This window comes from Saccharospirillum sp. ABV4_185 (assembly GCF_056159245.1).
The window spans coordinates 1,459,967-1,477,353 of sequence record NZ_JBSWUW010000001.1; the positions used below are offsets into that span (position 1 = coordinate 1,459,967).

General features: G+C 58.3%; 19 protein-coding genes. 17 read left to right on the forward strand and 2 right to left on the reverse strand.

Features of this window, described 5'->3' with window-relative positions; all coding sequences use genetic code 11:
* The first annotated feature begins 30 nt into the window (after positions 1 to 30).
* The 11 genes from ACXAE6_RS06770 to ACXAE6_RS06820 all read left to right on the forward strand — a co-directional run bounded on the left by ACXAE6_RS06770 (position 31) and on the right by ACXAE6_RS06820 (position 9,394).
* The gene (locus ACXAE6_RS06770; protein WP_475146041.1) at positions 31 to 381 is read left to right on the forward strand and encodes a GIY-YIG nuclease family protein; all 351 of its coding nucleotides are present in this window, start codon (positions 31 to 33) and stop codon (positions 379 to 381) included.
* A gap of 245 nt (positions 382 to 626) precedes the next feature.
* Positions 627 to 2,189 carry a bifunctional UDP-sugar hydrolase/5'-nucleotidase UshA gene (gene ushA / locus ACXAE6_RS06775; protein ID WP_475146043.1) on the forward strand — a complete coding sequence of 521 codons (1,563 nt, stop codon included), beginning with the start codon at positions 627 to 629 and terminating at the stop codon, positions 2,187 to 2,189.
* A 181-nt stretch (positions 2,190 to 2,370) separates the two neighbouring features.
* Positions 2,371 to 3,600, forward strand: coding sequence for a phosphoglycerate dehydrogenase (gene serA, locus ACXAE6_RS06780; RefSeq protein ID WP_475146045.1), 1,230 nt, complete (start codon positions 2,371 to 2,373; stop codon positions 3,598 to 3,600).
* Between the two features lie 51 nt (positions 3,601 to 3,651).
* A complete protein-coding gene (locus tag ACXAE6_RS06785; protein WP_475146047.1) occupies positions 3,652 to 4,158 on the forward strand; it encodes a hypothetical protein in 507 nt (168 codons plus the stop codon).
* Positions 4,155 to 5,378, forward strand: a complete 1,224-nt coding sequence (locus tag ACXAE6_RS06790) for a sugar ABC transporter substrate-binding protein (protein WP_475146050.1) — start codon at positions 4,155 to 4,157, stop codon at positions 5,376 to 5,378. The genes ACXAE6_RS06785 and ACXAE6_RS06790 overlap by 4 nt, the downstream gene beginning before the upstream one ends.
* A gap of 1 nt (position 5,379) precedes the next feature.
* Complete coding sequence (locus ACXAE6_RS06795) at positions 5,380 to 6,048, forward strand: fumarylacetoacetate hydrolase family protein (protein ID WP_475146052.1); 669 nt, start codon at positions 5,380 to 5,382, stop codon at positions 6,046 to 6,048.
* A 59-nt stretch (positions 6,049 to 6,107) separates the two neighbouring features.
* Positions 6,108 to 6,938, forward strand: coding sequence for an LEA type 2 family protein (locus tag ACXAE6_RS06800; RefSeq protein ID WP_475146054.1), 831 nt, complete (start codon positions 6,108 to 6,110; stop codon positions 6,936 to 6,938).
* The gene (locus ACXAE6_RS06805; protein WP_475146056.1) at positions 6,935 to 7,957 is read left to right on the forward strand and encodes an amino acid ABC transporter substrate-binding protein; all 1,023 of its coding nucleotides are present in this window, start codon (positions 6,935 to 6,937) and stop codon (positions 7,955 to 7,957) included. The genes ACXAE6_RS06800 and ACXAE6_RS06805 overlap by 4 nt, the downstream gene beginning before the upstream one ends.
* Before the next feature lie 157 nt (positions 7,958 to 8,114).
* Entirely contained in the window at positions 8,115 to 8,480 is a 366-nt protein-coding gene (locus ACXAE6_RS06810; RefSeq protein WP_475146059.1) for a hypothetical protein, read from the forward strand.
* A 35-nt stretch (positions 8,481 to 8,515) separates the two neighbouring features.
* The gene (locus tag ACXAE6_RS06815; RefSeq protein ID WP_475146061.1) at positions 8,516 to 8,842 is read left to right on the forward strand and encodes an ArsR/SmtB family transcription factor; all 327 of its coding nucleotides are present in this window, start codon (positions 8,516 to 8,518) and stop codon (positions 8,840 to 8,842) included.
* A 3-nt stretch (positions 8,843 to 8,845) separates the two neighbouring features.
* Positions 8,846 to 9,394: an SRPBCC family protein gene (locus tag ACXAE6_RS06820; protein WP_475146064.1), complete on the forward strand. Its 549-nt coding sequence runs from the start codon at positions 8,846 to 8,848 to the stop codon at positions 9,392 to 9,394.
* A gap of 24 nt (positions 9,395 to 9,418) precedes the next feature.
* Here ACXAE6_RS06820 and ACXAE6_RS06825 read toward each other — a convergent pair whose 3' ends face one another.
* On the reverse strand, positions 9,419 to 9,910 hold the full coding sequence (locus ACXAE6_RS06825) for a C40 family peptidase (RefSeq protein ID WP_392797201.1): 492 nt from the start codon (positions 9,908 to 9,910) through the stop codon (positions 9,419 to 9,421).
* An 86-nt stretch (positions 9,911 to 9,996) separates the two neighbouring features.
* The gene (locus ACXAE6_RS06830; protein ID WP_475146067.1) at positions 9,997 to 11,364 is read right to left on the reverse strand and encodes a hypothetical protein; all 1,368 of its coding nucleotides are present in this window, start codon (positions 11,362 to 11,364) and stop codon (positions 9,997 to 9,999) included.
* 183 nt (positions 11,365 to 11,547) lie between these two features.
* Between ACXAE6_RS06830 and mnmG the strand changes: the two genes are divergently transcribed.
* The 6 genes from mnmG (at position 11,548) to atpB (ending at position 17,324) form a co-directional block, all read left to right on the forward strand.
* Positions 11,548 to 13,446, forward strand: a complete 1,899-nt coding sequence (gene mnmG / locus ACXAE6_RS06835; RefSeq protein ID WP_475146069.1) for a tRNA uridine-5-carboxymethylaminomethyl(34) synthesis enzyme MnmG — start codon at positions 11,548 to 11,550, stop codon at positions 13,444 to 13,446.
* Positions 13,443 to 14,078, forward strand: coding sequence for a 16S rRNA (guanine(527)-N(7))-methyltransferase RsmG (gene rsmG / locus ACXAE6_RS06840; protein ID WP_475146071.1), 636 nt, complete (start codon positions 13,443 to 13,445; stop codon positions 14,076 to 14,078). The genes mnmG and rsmG overlap by 4 nt, the downstream gene beginning before the upstream one ends.
* Positions 14,079 to 14,088: 10 nt before the next feature.
* On the forward strand, positions 14,089 to 14,889 hold the full coding sequence (locus ACXAE6_RS06845; RefSeq protein WP_392797195.1) for a ParA family protein: 801 nt from the start codon (positions 14,089 to 14,091) through the stop codon (positions 14,887 to 14,889).
* Between the two features lie 8 nt (positions 14,890 to 14,897).
* Positions 14,898 to 15,779 carry a ParB/RepB/Spo0J family partition protein gene (locus ACXAE6_RS06850; RefSeq protein ID WP_475146075.1) on the forward strand — a complete coding sequence of 294 codons (882 nt, stop codon included), beginning with the start codon at positions 14,898 to 14,900 and terminating at the stop codon, positions 15,777 to 15,779.
* Between the two features lie 320 nt (positions 15,780 to 16,099).
* Positions 16,100 to 16,402, forward strand: coding sequence for a hypothetical protein (locus ACXAE6_RS06855; protein WP_475146077.1), 303 nt, complete (start codon positions 16,100 to 16,102; stop codon positions 16,400 to 16,402).
* Positions 16,403 to 16,439: 37 nt separating this feature from the next.
* Entirely contained in the window at positions 16,440 to 17,324 is an 885-nt protein-coding gene (gene atpB, locus ACXAE6_RS06860) for a F0F1 ATP synthase subunit A (RefSeq protein WP_475146079.1), read from the forward strand.
* Positions 17,325 to 17,387 lie beyond the last annotated feature (63 nt).

Genomic DNA, 17,387 nt, shown 5'->3' on the forward strand with positions numbered 1-17,387 from the left:
GCGGTTGATTATCACCCAGGAGACAAAGCTTTGGCGGCAGACTCGCCCAACCCGATTTCGCCCAACCCAGATTCGCTCACTGCCGTTTCGCCCAATCCGGTTTCACAGTGGTTCGTCTATATAGTGCGTTGCGCCGATAACAGTTTGTACACCGGCGTGACCACCGACCCGCAGCGGCGCTTGCGTGAACATAACGGCGAGCTGGTTGGTGGTGCGCGTTATACCCGGGCGCGGCGGCCGGTGACGCTGGTCTATAGCGAAGCCTGCGCCGATCGCAGCGCCGCCGGTCAGCGCGAGGCAGCCATCAAGGCGCAATCGCGGCAGCAGAAACTCGCCTTAATGGCAAGGTGCAGCGATACGCGCACCGAAGCGGTGCGTTAACGCCGTCATCTTTCGTTCATGGCTCTGTCATACGGCGTCTCTAGGCTGGCAGGGCGAAACTTGACTGCCTGTTCAGGCGCCGCCGAATCCGGCTTGGTTTTTGCTGCTAAGACCGCCGCAAAGCAAGGGTCCACTTTTGTTTCGGTTTAATGACGAAGTCGTTAAAGTGATTCAGCCTGTTCTGACCGAAGAGTCAGGACCTGACAAAACCACCAGCTGTTGGCAACAACATGGAGAGCATAATAATGAAATCGCTACTGCCCATTTCCCTGGGTCTGGCAATCGCGCTGAGCGGTTGTGCGCTGATGGGTCCGAGCTATGAGCCGGACACCGATTACCACCTGACTATTCTGCACACTAACGATCATCACGGTCGTTTCTGGCGCAATGATGACGGCGAATACGGTATGGCCGCCCGCAAAACGCTGATCGACAGCATCCGCGCCGAAGTCGAAGCCGACGGTGGCGAAGTGCTGTTGCTGTCTGGTGGTGACATCAACACCGGCGTGCCCGAATCCGATCTGCAAAACGCCGAACCCGATTTCCTCGGCATGGCCATGCTCGACTACGACGCCATGGCCGTCGGTAACCACGAATTCGATAACCCGCGCGATGTATTAATGCAGCAAGCCGACTGGGCGGGTTTCCCGTTCTTGTCCGCCAACATCGTTTACACCGACAGCGGCAAAACCCTGTTTAAGCCCTATGAAATGTTCAACGTTCAGGGCTACAAAGTCGCGGTGGTTGGTTTTACGACCGAAGACACCGTGAAAATCGCCAACCCCGAATACATGACCGACCTGTCGTTCCTGACCCCGGTTGATGTTGCCGCTGACCTGATTCCGGAACTGGATGCCAAATCCGATCTGGTCATCGCCGTCACTCACATGGGTCACTACGCCAATGGCAACTACGGCGGCAATGCGCCGGGCGACGTTACCCTGGCGCGCAGCGTTGACGGCATCGACGTTATCGTTGGTGGCCACAGCCAGAACCCGCTGTTCGAACCAGACGTGCAGAACAACACCCTGATTCTGCAGGCCTACGAATGGGGCAAGTACGTTGGCCGGCTGGACCTGACGCTGCGTAACGGCGAAATTGTCGACTACCGCTACGACCTGATTCCGGTCAATCTGCTCGACGACAACGACGAACTGATGCGCGCTGAAATCGCCGAAGACGAAGACATGCTCGCCATGCTGACGCCTTATCAGGAAGCCGGCGGCGAAGCGCTGAATACCATCATCGGCAGCGCCAATGGCGACTTCATCGGCGACCGCGCCATCGTGCGTAACGAACCGACCAATCTGGGTGTATTGATTGCCCGCGCCCAACGCGCGCGCACCAACGCCGACGTTGGCATCATGAACTCCGGCGGCATCCGTGCCGATCTGGAAGGCGGCGACATCAGCTACAAAGATGTGCTGACTGTCCAGCCGTTCGGTAACATGCTTGCCTATGTCGATTTCACCGGCGCCGAACTGATGAACTACCTCAACGCAGCCGCCGAGAAAGAAGCCGGCAGCGGCGCTTTTGCTCAGTTCGATGGTGTGGAATTACGCATCGTTGCGGGTGAAGTGGTGGAAGCCGAAGTCGGTGGTGAGCCGATCGATCCGAGTCAGACCTACCGCTTGTCGGTCAATTCCTTTATGGCCTCTGGTGGTGACGGCTACCCGAACATCACTGAGCATCCGAACTACGTGAACTCCGGTTTTGTCGATGCCGACATGCTCGCCGATTACATTGAGCGCAACAGCCCGCTCGACATCGCCGACTATGAACCCGGCATGGCGGTGGTGCGCGACTGAACCATCAGTCGGTAACGCTTTAAACAAAGGTCGCTTCGGCGGCCTTTTTTTATGTGCACAAGCTAGGCTCTGCTAAGCGCTTTGCAACAGACCATTGCACAAACAGCCCCTTCGGCTCGCCCTTGGCTGTGGTATGATCCGCGCGCCATTTCTTTTCGACCACCCGCAGCAAGAGCCGATCATGAGCAAGAATTCTCTCGATAAGAGCAAGATTCGCATCCTCCTGTTGGAAGGTGTCCACCAGAGCGCGTTGGATACCCTGAACAAGGCGGGCTACACCAATATTGAATACCTGAAGGGTTCACTGCCCGAAGCCGAGCTGATCGAGAAGGTGCGTGATGCGCACTTTATCGGCATTCGTTCGCGTACTCAGTTGACCCGCGCCGTGTTTGAGGCCGCCGATAAGCTGGTGGCCGTGGGTTGTTTCTGCATTGGCACCAATCAGGTTGATCTGGTTGCTGCCAGTGAGCACGGTGTGGTGGTGTTCAACGCGCCCTATTCGAATACCCGCTCGGTCGCCGAACTGGTGTTGGCCGAGGCCATTTTGCTGTTGCGCGGCGTGCCGGAGAAAAACGCGGTTTGCCATCGCGGTGGCTGGCAGAAAAGCGCCGTCGATAGTTACGAGATTCGCGGTAAAAAACTCGGCATTGTCGGTTACGGCAGCATCGGCACTCAGCTCGGTGTGCTGGCCGAAGGCTTGGGGATGGAAGTGATCTTCTACGATATGGTCACCAAGTTGCCGCTGGGCAACGCGCGCCAGGTGGGCTCGATGAATGCGCTGCTGGCCGAGGCCGATGTGGTCACCCTGCACGTTCCGGAAACCGCCTCCACCAAGTGGATGATGGGCGCCGATCAGTTCCGCCGTATGAAACCCGGCTCGGTGTTTATCAATGCCTCACGCGGCACGGTGGTGGATATCGATGCGCTGGCAGCGGCCCTGGCTGAGAAGAAACTGCTCGGCGCGGCCGTTGATGTATTCCCCACCGAACCGCGCAGCAACGACGACGAATTTATCTCGCCGCTGCGTGAGTTCGACAACGTGATCCTGACCCCGCATGTCGGTGGTTCCACTCAGGAAGCGCAGTACAACATTGGTATTGAGGTCGCAGAAAAGCTGGCGCTCTATTCCGATAATGGCACCTCGCTGTCGGCGGTGAACTTCCCTGAGGTGGCGTTGCCGTCGCATCCGGATGCGCATCGCATTCTGCACATTCACCACAACGTGCCGGGCGTGATGTCGGAGATTAACCGCATCTTTTCTGAGAACGACATCAACATCATTGGTCAGTATTTGCAGACCAACGACAAGGTGGGTTATGTGGTCATCGATGTGGCGCAGGAATGTTCACTGAAGGCATTGGAAAAAGTGCGTGAAGTGAAAGCCACCATGCGCACGCGCATCCTGTTCTGATGCGCTGGCGGCTGTCATAATCGGCGGCTGTTTTGATCAAAGGACGTATGGATGCCCGTTTCGCTGTGGCGCAAGCTGGTGTGGGTTACAGGCGCTGTGGCGGTTTCTGCCTGCATGACCAACCCCGGCCAGTCCGAGGTAACCAGTTGCACTTATCCGGATAGCACCCGTACGCCGGCGCCCGGTTTTATTTGCGGTCAGTCACTGGAAGGCTATCCGCTGACGCGGCTGATATCGTCGCCATCGAGTGACACCTCGGCCGAACAGCGCATCGAAAACGGCCGCCGGTCGATTCAGAACCAACTGGTGTTGGAATGGACCCAGGCCTGGTACTCGGCTTTGCCGGGAACTCAGCGTGACCGTGCCCAGGCTCTGGTCTACGACTGGCTCAGCGAAGAGCTGCGGGTGGTGCGTACCCGCACCAGTCCGGCCGGCACCATCTGGATTTTAGTCGGCCTGAACCGCACCACTGAGCAAGCGCGCGAGGTGCTCGACAGACGCTTGCGCTCGGCTGGTATCACGCCGCCGCAACCCTCAACCGAACAGGAATTACCATGATCGCCACGCTTCGTCTGCCTGCCGCCTTGCTGATTCTGGTCGCTTTACTGACCCCGGCCTACGCCTTTGAGCAGGGCTCCCTGCTGGTTTGGGTCGATCCTGGCCGCGACATTGATGAACTGACCCGTTTGGCCGAAGCCTACAGCGACCGCACCGGTGTGACCGTGGAAGTGGCGGCACCGGAACAAGGTCGGCGCGCTTTCCAGCAGCGCGAAGTGGATAACGACGGCCCCGATATCTACATCGGTCAGCATCAGGATCTGACCGACTGGGTGTTGGGCGGAATCGTCAATCCCATCGAGCCGCGCGGTGCTGCTCGCAATGCCGTCAACGAAGCCTATTGGCCGGTATTGAGCCACGCAGGCGTGGTCTATGGCTATCCGCTGGCGGTTGAAGGTGCCTTGCAGGCGTGCAATGCCGACCTGGTCGATGCGCCCTTCGATAACTGGCAGGCGGTGTGGCAGGCCGAGGCGAGTCTGGCGCGTCAGAATGCCCAGCCGTTGTTGTTCGATGCCACCAACCTCTATCTGAATTATGGTCTGATGACGCCTCAGGGTGGTTATGTTTTTGGCCGTGACGAAAACGGTGCCTTGAATACCCAGGATGTGGGTTTGCGTGCCCCGGCAGCGGTGACTGCGCTGTCGTTTATGCAGTCGATGATTGAAGGCGATCTGCTGCCGGGTCGACTGACCACCGAAGACGTCGACGCCGCCTTTACCGCTGAGCGCACGGCCTGTGTGCTGACCGCCGCCAATGCCCTGCCGGACTATGAAGCGGCGGGTTTGGATCTAGTGGTTGGTCCTTACCCCAGTTTGAGTGGCCGACCTGGCCGTGGTTTCGCTGAAGTGACGGCGGCCTTTATCAATTCAGCAACACCGAATAAGACGCTGTCGCGGCAGTTTATTGAAAACCAACTGCTCACTGAGGCCGGTTTTGAAGCCCTGGCGCAGACGCTGGCACCGGCGGCCCCGTTGCACGAAACGGTGCTGGCAGACTGGCAGGATGATGAAGCCTGGCATGCCCAGGCCTGGTCAGTCTGGCAAGACGCAGAGCCCCAGCCGTCGGTTCCGGCGATGGGGTTGTACTGGATGTTTGGCAGCCAGGCGGTGAAAGCCATTTTGGAACAGCAAGCGCCCATTCAGTCGACACTGGCCGAAGCGGCCGCTCAGATTGCCGAGCTGGCGGTGATTCCCGAGCCGGTCGAAGAAGAGGCTGAGTAAGATGTTTGTGCATCGCTGGAATACTGGGGACGCGGTCGATCTGCCGGTCGGTAAGGCCGTCTGTGTGGGTCGCAATTACGCCGAGCACGCCCGCGAGCTGAACAACCCGGTGCCGACCCGACCCTTGCTGTTTCATAAGCCGGCCAGTGCTTTTTGTGAACTGGAAGTTGAACTGCAGCTGAGGCGTCCGGCGCTGCATTTTGAAACCGAGCTGGCGCTGTTGATTGGCGCGCCTTTGACGGCCGCCAGCGAGGATCCCTGGGCGGCAGTGACCGGCGTGACCCTGGCGCTGGATCTGACCGATCGCGACCTGCAAGCCGAATTAAAACAGGCTGGCCATCCCTGGGAGCGCGCCAAGGCGTTCGATGGAGCCTTGCCGCTCGGTTCCTGGTTACCAATTGCCCAGATGCCGGCGCAGGTGGCGGACTGGTCCTATCGTCTGACCTTGAATGGCGCGGCGCGTCAGCATGGTCAGATCAACCAGATGCTCTGCCCGCCGCTTGAGTTGTTACGGCTGATACTGGCTGATTTCAGCCTGCAGCCGGGCGATGTGGTGCTCACCGGTACGCCGGCCGGTGTGGGCGTTTTGTCCGCCGGTGATCAATTGCTGTTCGAGCTTGATGACACGGATTGGCAGCTGCGCACTGAGGTTGCCGCCTCCGGCTCTTGACAGTTGCGGCGGCTCAGGCAAAGGTGCCGAAGTCTCTATTGTTGTCTCGGTGTACTTTGATGCGAGTCTTTTGGCTGTCTGTTGCGGTGGTATTGAGCCTGGCCGGTTGCGCCAATCTGGGTGTCGATGAGGTTTATCGGTCACCGACCTTTCAGCATCAGGGCAGTCAGCTGACGGCGCTGAGCTGGCAACAACTGGATGGCCGCAGTCGCGTCATCATCGATAATCCCAATGCCTATTCTCTGCCCATTCAATCGCTGCGCGCCGAACTCTGGCTCAATGGCGAACCCTGGGTGCAACTCGAGAGTCCGCCGATTTCCGGCTTGCCCGCTGGCCGTTCAACCACCGTCGATCTGGACTGGTCGCTGGCGGTGTCTGGCTTGTTCGACCGCGTGGCCGACGCCTATGAAAACGGCGAAGTGGAATTGACGCTGCATCTGTCGCCGACGGTCAATGTACCGGTGCTGGGTTCGCGTCAGTTGCAATGGCAGCAAGCCTTTGCGGTGCCGGTACCGCGTTTGCCCAAGGTGCAGTTGGCGGACTGGCGGGTCGATAGCATCAATCTGACGTCGGTAACGCTGGAACTGGATCTGCTGCTGGATAATCCCAATCGCTTTGGGTTGAGCACCGGACCCGTTGAGTTGGCGGTGCGTCAAGGCTCAACGCCGATGTCGGCGGTGAGTCTGTCACCGCTGTCGATGGGCGCGGGTGAAAAGCGCATGCAGTCGACGCGGTTACGTCTGGATTATGGCGATCTGGGCAGCAGCCTGGTCTCGGCTTTGCGCGACGGCACCTGGCCGAGCAATCTGCAATTGCAATGGAGCGCGCCGGTACACAGCCCGGATTTGGGACTTGATCTGCCCGATTTTGTCGGTGAGGTGGCGTTGTGAGCCGCGTCCAAACGGCCTTGTTGCTGAGCTGTTTCTGGATCAGTACTGCGTTCAGTACGACGGCTGCGGCTTCGACGCTCAGTGAGGTCCGCGCCAAGGATCAGCTCGATTGTGGTGTCTCGACCGGTATTCCCGGCTTTTCCAACCCCGATAATCAGGGTCACTGGAGTGGCCTCGATGTCGATATCTGTCGCGCCGTCGCCGCGGCAGTCTTGGGTGATGCCAATAAGGTGCGCTTTACTCCGCTGACACCGGGCGATCGTTTTTCGGCGCTGTCGTCCGGCGAGATCGATATGTTGTCGCGCAACACCACCTGGACGCATTCGCGCGATACCACCCTGGGTATGATCTTCGCTGGCATCGCCTTTTACGATGGTCAGGGCTTTATGGTGCAACGCACCTCGGGCATCGAGAGCGTTGACGATCTGGGCGGCGCGGCGGTCTGCGTGCAGGGTGGCACCACCAGCGAACTCAACTTGGCCGATTACTTTCGCGAGCATGGCCTGAATTATCAGCCGGTGTCTTTCGGCACCTCTGACCTGGCGCTGGAAGGTTTTCAGGCGGGACGTTGCGCGGTGTTGTCGTCGGATCTGTCGCAACTCTATGCGCTGCGCACCCGTCTGGAAAAGCGCGACAGCGTGCTGATGCTGCCGGAAGTGATTTCCAAAGAGCCCCTCGGTCCGGCTGTTCGGCAGGACGACATGCAGTGGTACAACATCGTCAAGTGGACGCTCTATGCCCTGGTTAATGCCGAGGAATACGGCGTGACCCAGACCAATGTCGACGCCATGCGCCGCTCCAACAAGCCGGTGATCCAGCGCATGCTGGGCGTCAATGGCGATACTGGTCGCGCTATGGGACTGTCTGCCGACTGGGCTTATCAGATTGTCCGGCAGGTGGGTAACTACGGCGAGATATTTGATCGCAATATCGGCCCGGATACGCCCTTGGGTTTCGATCGCGGTCTGAATGCGCTGTGGAGCCAGGGCGGTTTGTTGTACGCGCCACCGCTGCGCTGAATCCCTGTTCTAATTCTGTTAGGCACCTAGCCCGTTTTATGTCTTGATAGTAATATTCCTTTGTGGTTATATACCTGAGGAGGAACTTTCATGGTGAAGGGTTCCAGGAAACGGCCTTGGCGGCCGGCCATCTAGACGGATTAAAGAGGTGGGTGTTATGTCTATCGCATTGTGGGTTGTACAAATTCTGCTGGCCTGGTTTGCCATCGCCGGCGGTTATTTTCAGGTGTTTAAGTTTGCTGACCTTAAAACCACGGTGGTTGCCATGCAGCAATTGCCGCAGGCATTCTGGGCTTTTCTAGGGGTGGTCGGCATGGTCGCCGGCCTGGGTTTGATCTTTCCGGCGGCGTTGCGATTGCTGCCCATGGTGACGCCGATTTCGGCCGCTGTGATGTTGGTGCATTCTCTGGTGATCGGCGGTCTGTATCTGTACTTCGGTGATAAAGCGCCACTGCCCTATGTGCTGTTGATGGCGGTACTGGCGGCCGTAGTGTTGATCGGCCGATTAAAACTGGGTGTGTAAGGCGGGCCATTAATGCCGCCCGCAGACAGGTCATTATGGAAACCACTTTTAGTGTTGTAGCCGAGCCCAATCGTCGCGCCATTCTCGATATGCTGCTCGATGCCGAGCGTTCGGTGGGTGAGATCGAACAGGCGCTCAAATTATCACAGCCGTCGGTCTCCAAACATTTGCGCATCCTGCGCGAGGCGGGTTTTGTTGAGTCGCGAGTGGAAGCTCAGCGTCGTCTGTATCGGCTGAGACCGGAACCGCTGATGGAGCTGGACGCCTGGCTGGCGCCGTTCCGTCGCTACTGGTCGGCGCAGATCGATAAGCTGGAGGCGCATCTTGATGGGCTTGCCGACGATGCATCGACCGAGGATTGAAAGATGAGCAATGCGGATCATTATCAGGCCGGTAACGCTCAGGGCGCCCGCATCGAACCAAAGGGTGACGACTGGGTGTTGGTGGTGGAGCGGCACCTGCGTCATTCACCGACCAAGGTGTGGCAGGCGATTACCGACCCGGAGCAACTGCGCCAGTGGGCGCCGTTCGATGCCGATCGCAACCTGGCTCAAACCGGGGCGGCGAAGTTATCCACGGTGGGCACGCCCGAGCCGCATGTGACTGAGACGCAAATCAAACGCGCCGAAGCGCCGACCTTACTGGAACTAAGCTGGGGCGATAACGACATGCGCTGGCAGTTGGAGGCGCTCGATGATGGCGGCACCCTGCTGACGCTGTGGCACAGCATCGGTCGCGACTATATCGCCATGGGCGCTGCGGGCTGGCATATCTGCTTCGATGTGTTGCGGCACTATCTGGAGGGTGATCCGCTGGGACGGATTGTCGGGCCGGATGCCATGGCACACGGCTGGCCGGCCCTGCATCAGCAGTACGCTGAGCAGTTCGATGCCATGCGCAGCGGCAAGACCTGATCCAGTTTTACAGCTGAACCGGTCTTACAGAAAACGCCGCGCCTGGGAGTAGTGGTTGATCCAATAACGGTTAGACAACGACGACACCGTCACCCCGCGCGACGAAGAGGCGTGCATAAAGCGATCGTTATCGAGGTAGATGCCGGCGTGCTGCTCTTTGCCGGCGATGCGGAAGAACACCAGATCGCCGGGCTGTAACTGATCGAGCCGAACAAACTGACCGCCATTGAGCATTTGCGCCGTGGTGCGCGGCAGGTCGGTGTGGCCCAGTGCTTCACGATAGGCGGTTTTGATAAAACCCGAGCAATCAAAGCCAGCCGGGGTGCTGCCACCGTAAACGTAAGGCACGCCCTGGTAACGCGTATAAACCTGCTCGAAGCGCAGCACCAGGTCCGACTGCAGGGCGGTGTTCGAGCCTTCCATGCTCTGGTAACTGGCACAGCCCATCAGCACCAGGCTCAGCAGCAAAGCTGGCCAGGACAGGCGATGTGACCAAGGCATGGGTGTTGATGACATGGTGAGGTCCTTCAGGCTTCGGCTCGGCATAAGCGCGATGGTAGCGGAGCCAAAGCCGTCATCAACACTATCTTTACAGTTGCTCTTTACAGTAAAGACACCAGGCCCAGCTTAACGCTCAGGCTGATGTTCAGGCCTTCGGCCGCCTCAATGCCACCGAGCAGATAACCGCCTTCCAGTGAAAAGCGGGCGCGGTCGCTCAGCGGCGTGGGGATATCGGCTTCGACAAACAGCTGCGTACCCAGACCGTCGGGGCCATAGAGTCCGTCCAGTCCATAGCGGAAGCTTTCGCTGTGGTTCAACGCTGAAACGATACCCAGGCTGCCGTAGTAGGGTTCGACAACGGCAGCACGCAGCCGGTAACCCAGATCGATGTCGCTGTTGGAATCAAAGCGCAGACCGACGAAATAGCTTTGATCGAGATCGTTCAAAATGCCGAACAGGTTCTGACCCACTTCCAGCTGGTTGCGATGGCGATAGGCGACCTCTTCCACCCGGTCGCCTTCTTCGATCAGTGCCTTGGCCAGATCGTAATGATCGGAGCGGGCGATTTCGCCGCGAGCGACGTTGTCGTTGACCTCATTGATGCGGATCTGACCGACCATTTCGCGGAACGACTGGTCGGAATCAATCGGTTTGATGTCTTTGTAGATGGCGAAATAACTGCCGGGGGTGATGCCGGACTGACGGCCGAGGTTGATGGCCACTTCGTTATCGAGTTTCGACAGCACCTCGCCTTCGACGCGTACGTCTGAATCGATCAACTCAACCCAGTCGTTGTTGCGAATCGACAACCGGCCGAGTTTGATTTCCCCGACCGAATAAACGCCGCTGACCGAGGTGACCTCGATAATGCCGGTCTGGTTATCGACATAGCCGTAGCTTTCGCCGCGACTGTCCCGAATTTCCTCGCCGCGACGGAATACCCGGTATAGCTGGCCGTTCTGCACGCCGGCGCTTTCACCCAGATCAAAGTAGAGGCGATCGGCGGTGACCCGGACCACTGAACCCAGCTCGCGGAACTCGCGTTTGAGCATCAGCGGCAGTTCGTATTCCAGCTGCGCCAGAATGGATTGCACATCACGGGTGTTAAAATCGAGCGAGCGCTGCATCTGCAGTTCGCCGTTGGCAACGCCGTAAAAGGAGGTTGTCAGTGTGGACGAACCCCAGCCGTGCGGATACAGCGTCACCACGGCCAGGGTGGTCAGGTCAGCGCGCTTGGCCGCATCGACCATGGCGCTGATCTTGGCCTGGCTGTCGGGCCGCTCGGATGTCTTGGCGGTGGCGACCTGATAATTACGTAACTGGTTGATGGCTTCACTGGCGACCAGGCGCAGATCCGGGCGGCTGGACAGGTTGTCGTCATCCAGGTCGGTGACCAGGAGCAGGTTTTGCGCCAAACAGAGGCTACTTGCGACCCATAACAGGGTGCAGACTGAAAGCTTGCGAATCACAAAGGCGGTCCTAACGGGGGTTGAATGCCCAAGTATAGCTGCCTCCCACCAGATGCAAGGCGAGCGGCACCTCGCGACCATCTTCTAAGGCGCCGGTAAAACTCGTATAATCGCCGCCCCATTTTTCCGGGCTGGTCAAAAACTGAACGTGACCGGCTCGGGTTCAACCGTTCGAGGTGAAGCGTGGATTTTCCCAAGCGTTATCAGGTGGTGGTGATCGGTGGCGGTCACGCCGGTACCGAAGCGGCGTTAGCTGCGGCCCGCACCGGTGCGCAGACGCTGTTGCTGACCCATAACATCGAAACCGTCGGTGTGATGTCGTGCAACCCGGCCATTGGTGGCATCGGCAAGAGTCATCTGGTGAAAGAGATCGATGCGCTCGGCGGCGCAATGGCGCGCGCCACCGACCGCGCTGGCATCCAGTTTCGTATGCTCAACAGCCGCAAAGGCCCCGCGGTCCGCGCCACTCGCGCCCAGGCCGACCGTGCGCTGTACCGCGCGGCTATTCGCGACATCGTTGAAAACCAGCCCAATCTGGAAATCTTCCAGCAGGGCGCCGACGATCTGTTGATCGAGAACGACAAAGTCACCGGCGTGGTGACTCAAACCGGTATCCGCATTCTGGCCGACACCGTGGTGTTGACCGCCGGTACCTTCCTCGGCGGTAAGATTCATGTCGGCATGCAGAATTATGCCGGTGGCCGCATGGGCGATGCGCCCAGCAATTCGTTATCGGCGCGCTTGCGCGAACTACCGTTGCGCGTCGGCCGGCTGAAAACCGGGACTCCGGCGCGTATCGATGGTCGCAGCCTCGATTATTCTAAAATGACTGTGCAGCCGGGCGACGCGCCGCTGCCGGTAATGTCCTATATGGGTTCGGTTGACGAGCATCCGGAGCAGGTGAACTGCTGGATCGCCCACACCACTGAGCAGACCCACGACATCATTCGCGCCAACCTTGACCAGTCGCCGATGTTCGCCGGCGAAATTGAAGGCATTGGCCCGCGTTATTGCCCGTCAATCGAAGACAAAGTGACGCGTTTTGCCGACAAAACCAGCCATCAGGTGTTTGTCGAGCCGGAAGGTCTGAGCACCTTTGAGGTCTACCCGAACGGCATTTCCACCAGTCTGCCGTTCGATGTTCAGGTCGACTTTATCCGCACCATTCAGGGCTTCGAGAACGCGCACATTACCCGGCCGGGTTACGCCATCGAATACGACTATTTCGACCCGCGCGACCTGCGTCATACGCTGGAAACGCGTTATATCGAAAACCTTTATTTTGCCGGTCAGATCAACGGCACCACCGGCTATGAAGAAGCCGGTGCTCAGGGTCTGCTTGCCGGCCTGAACGCGGCGCGTCGGGCGCTTGGCGAAGACGGCTGGTATCCGCGTCGTGACGAAGCCTATCTGGGCGTGCTGGTGGATGACTTGATTACGCTCGGCACTCAGGAACCGTACCGGATGTTTACCAGCCGCGCCGAATACCGGTTGCTGTTGCGTGAGGACAACGCCGATGCGCGCCTGACCGAAACCGGTCGTAAGCTGGGTCTGGTCGATGACCAGCGCTGGGCGGCTTTCAGCACCAAACAAGACGCCATCGCCGCCGAGAACGAGCGCTTAAAAAGCACCTGGGTGCAGCCGGGCTCGGCGCAGGCTCAGCAGTTGGCCGAGCGTCTGGACCAGCCGCTGTCGCGCGAAACCACACTGCGCGATCTGCTCAAGCGGCCGCAGCTGAATTACGACGATATTGAGGCACTGGTGCCGAGTGAGGCCCAGCTGTCCGACGCCATTCGTCAGCAGGTGGAAATCAGCGCCAAGTACGAAGGCTATATCCAGCGTCAGCAGGATGAGATCGAAACCTTGCGCCGCCATGAAAACATGGCGTTGCCGGATGATTTTGATTACAGCCGCGTCGGTGGTTTGTCGAATGAAGTCAAACAGAAGCTGGAACAGTCACGTCCGGAAACCCTGGCCCAGGCGGCGCGAATTTCTGGCGTAACACCGGCGGCGGTTTCGGTTTTGTTGATCCATCTGAAGAAGCGTTCGCTCGGCCACACTGCGGTTAAAGACAGCGCATGAGTGATGCCTGGCGCGCCGAACTGGAAGCCGGCATAGACGCACTCGAGCTGGATATCGAGACGGCGGCGGTCGAGCGGTTGCTGGCCTATCATGCGCTGCTGGTGAAGTGGAATAAAGCCTATAACCTGACCTCGGTGCGCGACCCGGGCGAGATGATTTCCCGTCACCTGATTGATTCGCTCGCCATCCTGCCTTTTGTCGATGCCAGCGATCTGCTCGATGTTGGCACCGGCCCGGGTTTGCCGGGCATGGTGCTGGCACTGGTGCGACCGAATCAGGCAGTGACACTGCTCGACAGTAACGGCAAAAAAACGCGCTTTTTAACGCAGGTGCGGCTGGACCTGGGTGTCGACAATGCCACCGTGGTACACAACCGTCTGGAAAGTTGGCAGCCGCCGCACCGCTTTGCACAAATCAGTTCACGGGCCTTTGCCACCCTGGATGAGATGGTGGCAAAATCCAGACACCTGTTGGCCCCTGCCGGTCGTTTTTTGGCAATGAAGGGCCGCTACCCTCAGGACGAGCTCGATGCCCTGCCCACTGGCGTGGTGTGTGATGCTGTCCATTCGCTGAATGTGCCAGGCACCTCCGGCGCTCGACATCTGGTACAGTTGTCGATCCGGGATGTATAAGGATGCGATCTTGACTCAGATTTTCGCTATCACCAATCAGAAAGGCGGCGTCGGCAAGACGACCACCGCCATCAATCTGCCGGCCTCGCTGGTGGCCATGAAGCGCAAAGTGCTGGTGGTCGATCTGGACCCCCAGGGCAACGCCACCATGGGCAGCGGCATCGACAAGAACGATGTCGAGTTGAGCGTCTATGATGTTCTGACCAGTCGTTGCGCCTGCGCCGATGCTGTGGTGCGCGCCGAAAATGCCGGCTATGACATTCTGCCCGCCAATGGCGATCTGACCGCGGCCGAAGTCGAACTGATGCCGATGAAGATGAAAGAGCATCGTCTGCAATACGCCCTGGCCGAGATCAAGCAAAATTACGAATACATCTTTATCGACTGCCCGCCGTCGCTGAACATGCTGACGGTCAACGCTCTGGCTGCGGCCGAGCAGGTGCTGATTCCGATGCAGTGCGAGTACTACGCTCTGGAAGGTCTGGCGGCGCTGATGGAAACCATTGGTTCCATTCAGAAAGTGGTCAACCCGGGCCTGACCATCGGTGGCTTGTTGCGCACCATGTACGATCCGCGCAACAGCCTGACCAACGATGTTTCTGACCAGCTGAAGAATCACTTCGGCGACAAACTCTACTCTTCGGTGATTCCCCGTAACGTTCGTCTGGCCGAAGCGCCCAGTTACGGTACACCGGTACTGCAATACGATCGCACCTCTAAAGGCGCTCTGGCTTATCTGGCGTTGGCGGGCGAGATGGTGCGTCGGGTTGAAGGTGTCAAAGCACCCGAAGCGGCTGAAATCACAGGATAACGATGACAATGTCACCGAAAAAACGAGGTCTCGGACGCGGTCTGGATGCGCTGATTACCACCCGCGAAGAAGTGGAAGCCATTTCCGAGCAGCCGGTTAGGGAAGTGCGCGACGGCAGCCTGCGTGAATTGCCTATTGAGTGGGTGCAGCGTGGCGTTTATCAGCCACGTCGCGATATGTCGGCTGAAGGGTTGGAAGAGCTGGCCGCCTCGATTCGTGCTCAGGGTGTTATGCAGCCGGTTGTAGTGCGTCCCGTCGGTCCGCAAAGTTTCGAGTTGATTGCTGGTGAGCGTCGCTGGCGCGCTTCGCAAATGGCGGGTCTGGATACCATTCCGGCGGTGGTGCGCGATGTGCCCGATGAAGACGCCATCGCCATGGCGCTGATCGAGAACATCCAGCGCGAAAACCTCAATCCGATGGAAGAAGCTTTCGCCTTGCAGCGGCTGCAAAAAGAGTTCGAACTGACTCAGGCCGGCGTGGCTGAGGCGGTCGGCAAGAGTCGGGTTACCGTCACCAATCTGCTGCGTCTGATCAGCCTGGAAGACGAGGTGCGCCGGCTGCTCGAACACGGCGATCTGGAAATGGGTCATGCCCGTGCGCTGCTTGGCTTGCAGGGCAATACTCAGGTGGAAGCCGCGCGTCAGGTGGTGGCTAAAGGCATGACGGTGCGGGCTACCGAGCAACTGGTGCGCAATTTGGCCGAAGGCCGCAAGCCAGAGACGCCGGCCGCGGCCAAACCGGACGCCAACATTAAGAACCTGGAAGAAATGTTGTCACAGCGCCTGGGAGCCAATGTTGCCATCAAGCATGGTGCGCAAGGTAAAGGCTCTTTGGTGATTAAGTACAACAGCCTGGATGAACTGGACGGTATTCTGAACCACGTCAAATAAAAACAAAACGCCGTTAGTTTGACGGTCGCAACCTCTTAGCCTGGTGGCTGTAACAAAGTGTTGCGACCTTTGGCGCATCTGTATTGAAGCCCCTGAACGAACCCAATATACTCACCCGGATTTTTTGGCTGGTGTCCGGTGGACAAAAGCGGGGCAATGCCCATTTCAGGCTGCCCGCTGCCAAATGAGCTTCGGTACTGAGCGTTATGGCAGACGATAAAAACCGGAATCAGACCTTATTCAGGCCGGTTCGACCGCGCCCCATACCCCGCCCTTCAGCCTGGCGGGTGTTGTTTGTTCAGGGGGTGTCTGCGGCCTTGATGTCCGTAGCCGTTGGTATCTGGTTTCCCGAGGTAGTGGTCTCTGTCATGGTTGCAGCGTTTCTGGCGCTGCTGGCCCAGTTTTATTTTACCTGGCGAAGCCTGCGCCATTATGGCGCTCGTCAGGTTGGCCTCTTTGTGATGGGTGCAACCCGAGGCCTGTTTGGTAAATGGATGATAGTGGCTGTCGGTTTGCTGGTGCTGTGGCACAACGCCAGCGAGCCGGAAGCCCTGGCCATGTTACTGACCGTCATCGTCATCAATACGTTGGCGGCAGTGCTGGCTCCGATTCTGGTTAAGTGACCGCTCGTAAGGGCGGTAAACAAGGGGATTAGTACCTATGGCAAGCAGCGAAGGCGGATACGCCAACGCGGGTGAGTACATTCAGCACCACCTGACGAACCTGACCTACGGCAAGTTGGAAGCGGGCAGTCATCTGTGTGATGGCAGCACCACCGATGAAGCCGTTTGGAAAGTGGCTCAATGCCACGAAGAAGTTGAACACATGGGCTTCTGGGCTTTCCACCTGGATTCGATGATCTGGTCAATCGGCCTGGGCGCAGTGTTCCTGCTGTTGTTCGGACTGGTGGCGCGCAAAGCGCATGCGGGTGTACCCACTGGCATTCAGAACTTTATTGAAACCATTGTTGAGTTTGTCGACACCCAGGTGCGCGACATCTTCCACGGCCGCAACCCCTGGATTGCACCGATCGCACTGACGGTCTTTGTCTGGGTGTTCCTGTCGAACTTGATGGACATTATTCCGGTCGACCTGATTCCTTACAGCCTGGAACTGCTGGGCGTGAAGTATCACAAGATCGTACCGTCAACCGACCCGAACATTACCCTGGGTACCGCGACCTTCGTCTTCTTCCTGATGATCTACTACTCCTTCAAAGTGAAGGGTATGGGCTTCATCAAGGAACTCTCATTTACGCCGTTCAACCACTGGGCATTCGTACCCTTCAACCTGTTTTTGGAATTGGTTGGTCTGCTGGCTAAGCCGTTCTCACTGGGTCTGCGTCTGTTCGGTAACCTCTACGCGGCTGAGATGATCTTCATTCTGATCGCACTGATGTTCGGCGGTGGCATTTTCATTGCCATCTTCGGTGGTGCGCTGCAACTGGCCTGGGCGATCTTCCATATTATGGTGATCCCGCTGCAGGCCTTTATCTTCATGGTGTTAACCATCGTGTACCTGAGTCAGGCGCACGAGGACCATTGACGATTCACCGGTCTGGTCTTAACCGGTCAGACCAACTTTCCAAACCTTACTCTTTAAACTTGA

What these genes read in the sequence shown, in the direction of transcription:
- ACXAE6_RS06800 (WP_475146054.1), top strand. Translation starts at nt 6,108, where the DNA reads ATGCGAGTCTTTTGGCTGTCTGTTGCGGTGGTATTGAGCCTGGCCGGT.
- rsmG (WP_475146071.1), top strand. Translation starts at nt 13,443, where the DNA reads ATGAGTGATGCCTGGCGCGCCGAACTGGAAGCCGGCATAGACGCACTC.
- ACXAE6_RS06790 (WP_475146050.1), top strand. Translation starts at nt 4,155, where the DNA reads ATGATCGCCACGCTTCGTCTGCCTGCCGCCTTGCTGATTCTGGTCGCT.
- atpB (WP_475146079.1), top strand. Translation starts at nt 16,440, where the DNA reads ATGGCAAGCAGCGAAGGCGGATACGCCAACGCGGGTGAGTACATTCAG.
- ACXAE6_RS06795 (WP_475146052.1), top strand. Translation starts at nt 5,380, where the DNA reads ATGTTTGTGCATCGCTGGAATACTGGGGACGCGGTCGATCTGCCGGTC.
- ACXAE6_RS06850 (WP_475146075.1), top strand. Translation starts at nt 14,898, where the DNA reads ATGTCACCGAAAAAACGAGGTCTCGGACGCGGTCTGGATGCGCTGATT.
- ACXAE6_RS06825 (WP_392797201.1), bottom strand. Translation starts at nt 9,910, where the DNA reads ATGTCATCAACACCCATGCCTTGGTCACATCGCCTGTCCTGGCCAGCT.
- serA (WP_475146045.1), top strand. Translation starts at nt 2,371, where the DNA reads ATGAGCAAGAATTCTCTCGATAAGAGCAAGATTCGCATCCTCCTGTTG.
- ACXAE6_RS06785 (WP_475146047.1), top strand. Translation starts at nt 3,652, where the DNA reads ATGCCCGTTTCGCTGTGGCGCAAGCTGGTGTGGGTTACAGGCGCTGTG.
- ACXAE6_RS06810 (WP_475146059.1), top strand. Translation starts at nt 8,115, where the DNA reads ATGTCTATCGCATTGTGGGTTGTACAAATTCTGCTGGCCTGGTTTGCC.
- ACXAE6_RS06855 (WP_475146077.1), top strand. Translation starts at nt 16,100, where the DNA reads ATGTCCGTAGCCGTTGGTATCTGGTTTCCCGAGGTAGTGGTCTCTGTC.
- ACXAE6_RS06815 (WP_475146061.1), top strand. Translation starts at nt 8,516, where the DNA reads ATGGAAACCACTTTTAGTGTTGTAGCCGAGCCCAATCGTCGCGCCATT.
- ACXAE6_RS06820 (WP_475146064.1), top strand. Translation starts at nt 8,846, where the DNA reads ATGAGCAATGCGGATCATTATCAGGCCGGTAACGCTCAGGGCGCCCGC.
- ushA (WP_475146043.1), top strand. Translation starts at nt 627, where the DNA reads ATGAAATCGCTACTGCCCATTTCCCTGGGTCTGGCAATCGCGCTGAGC.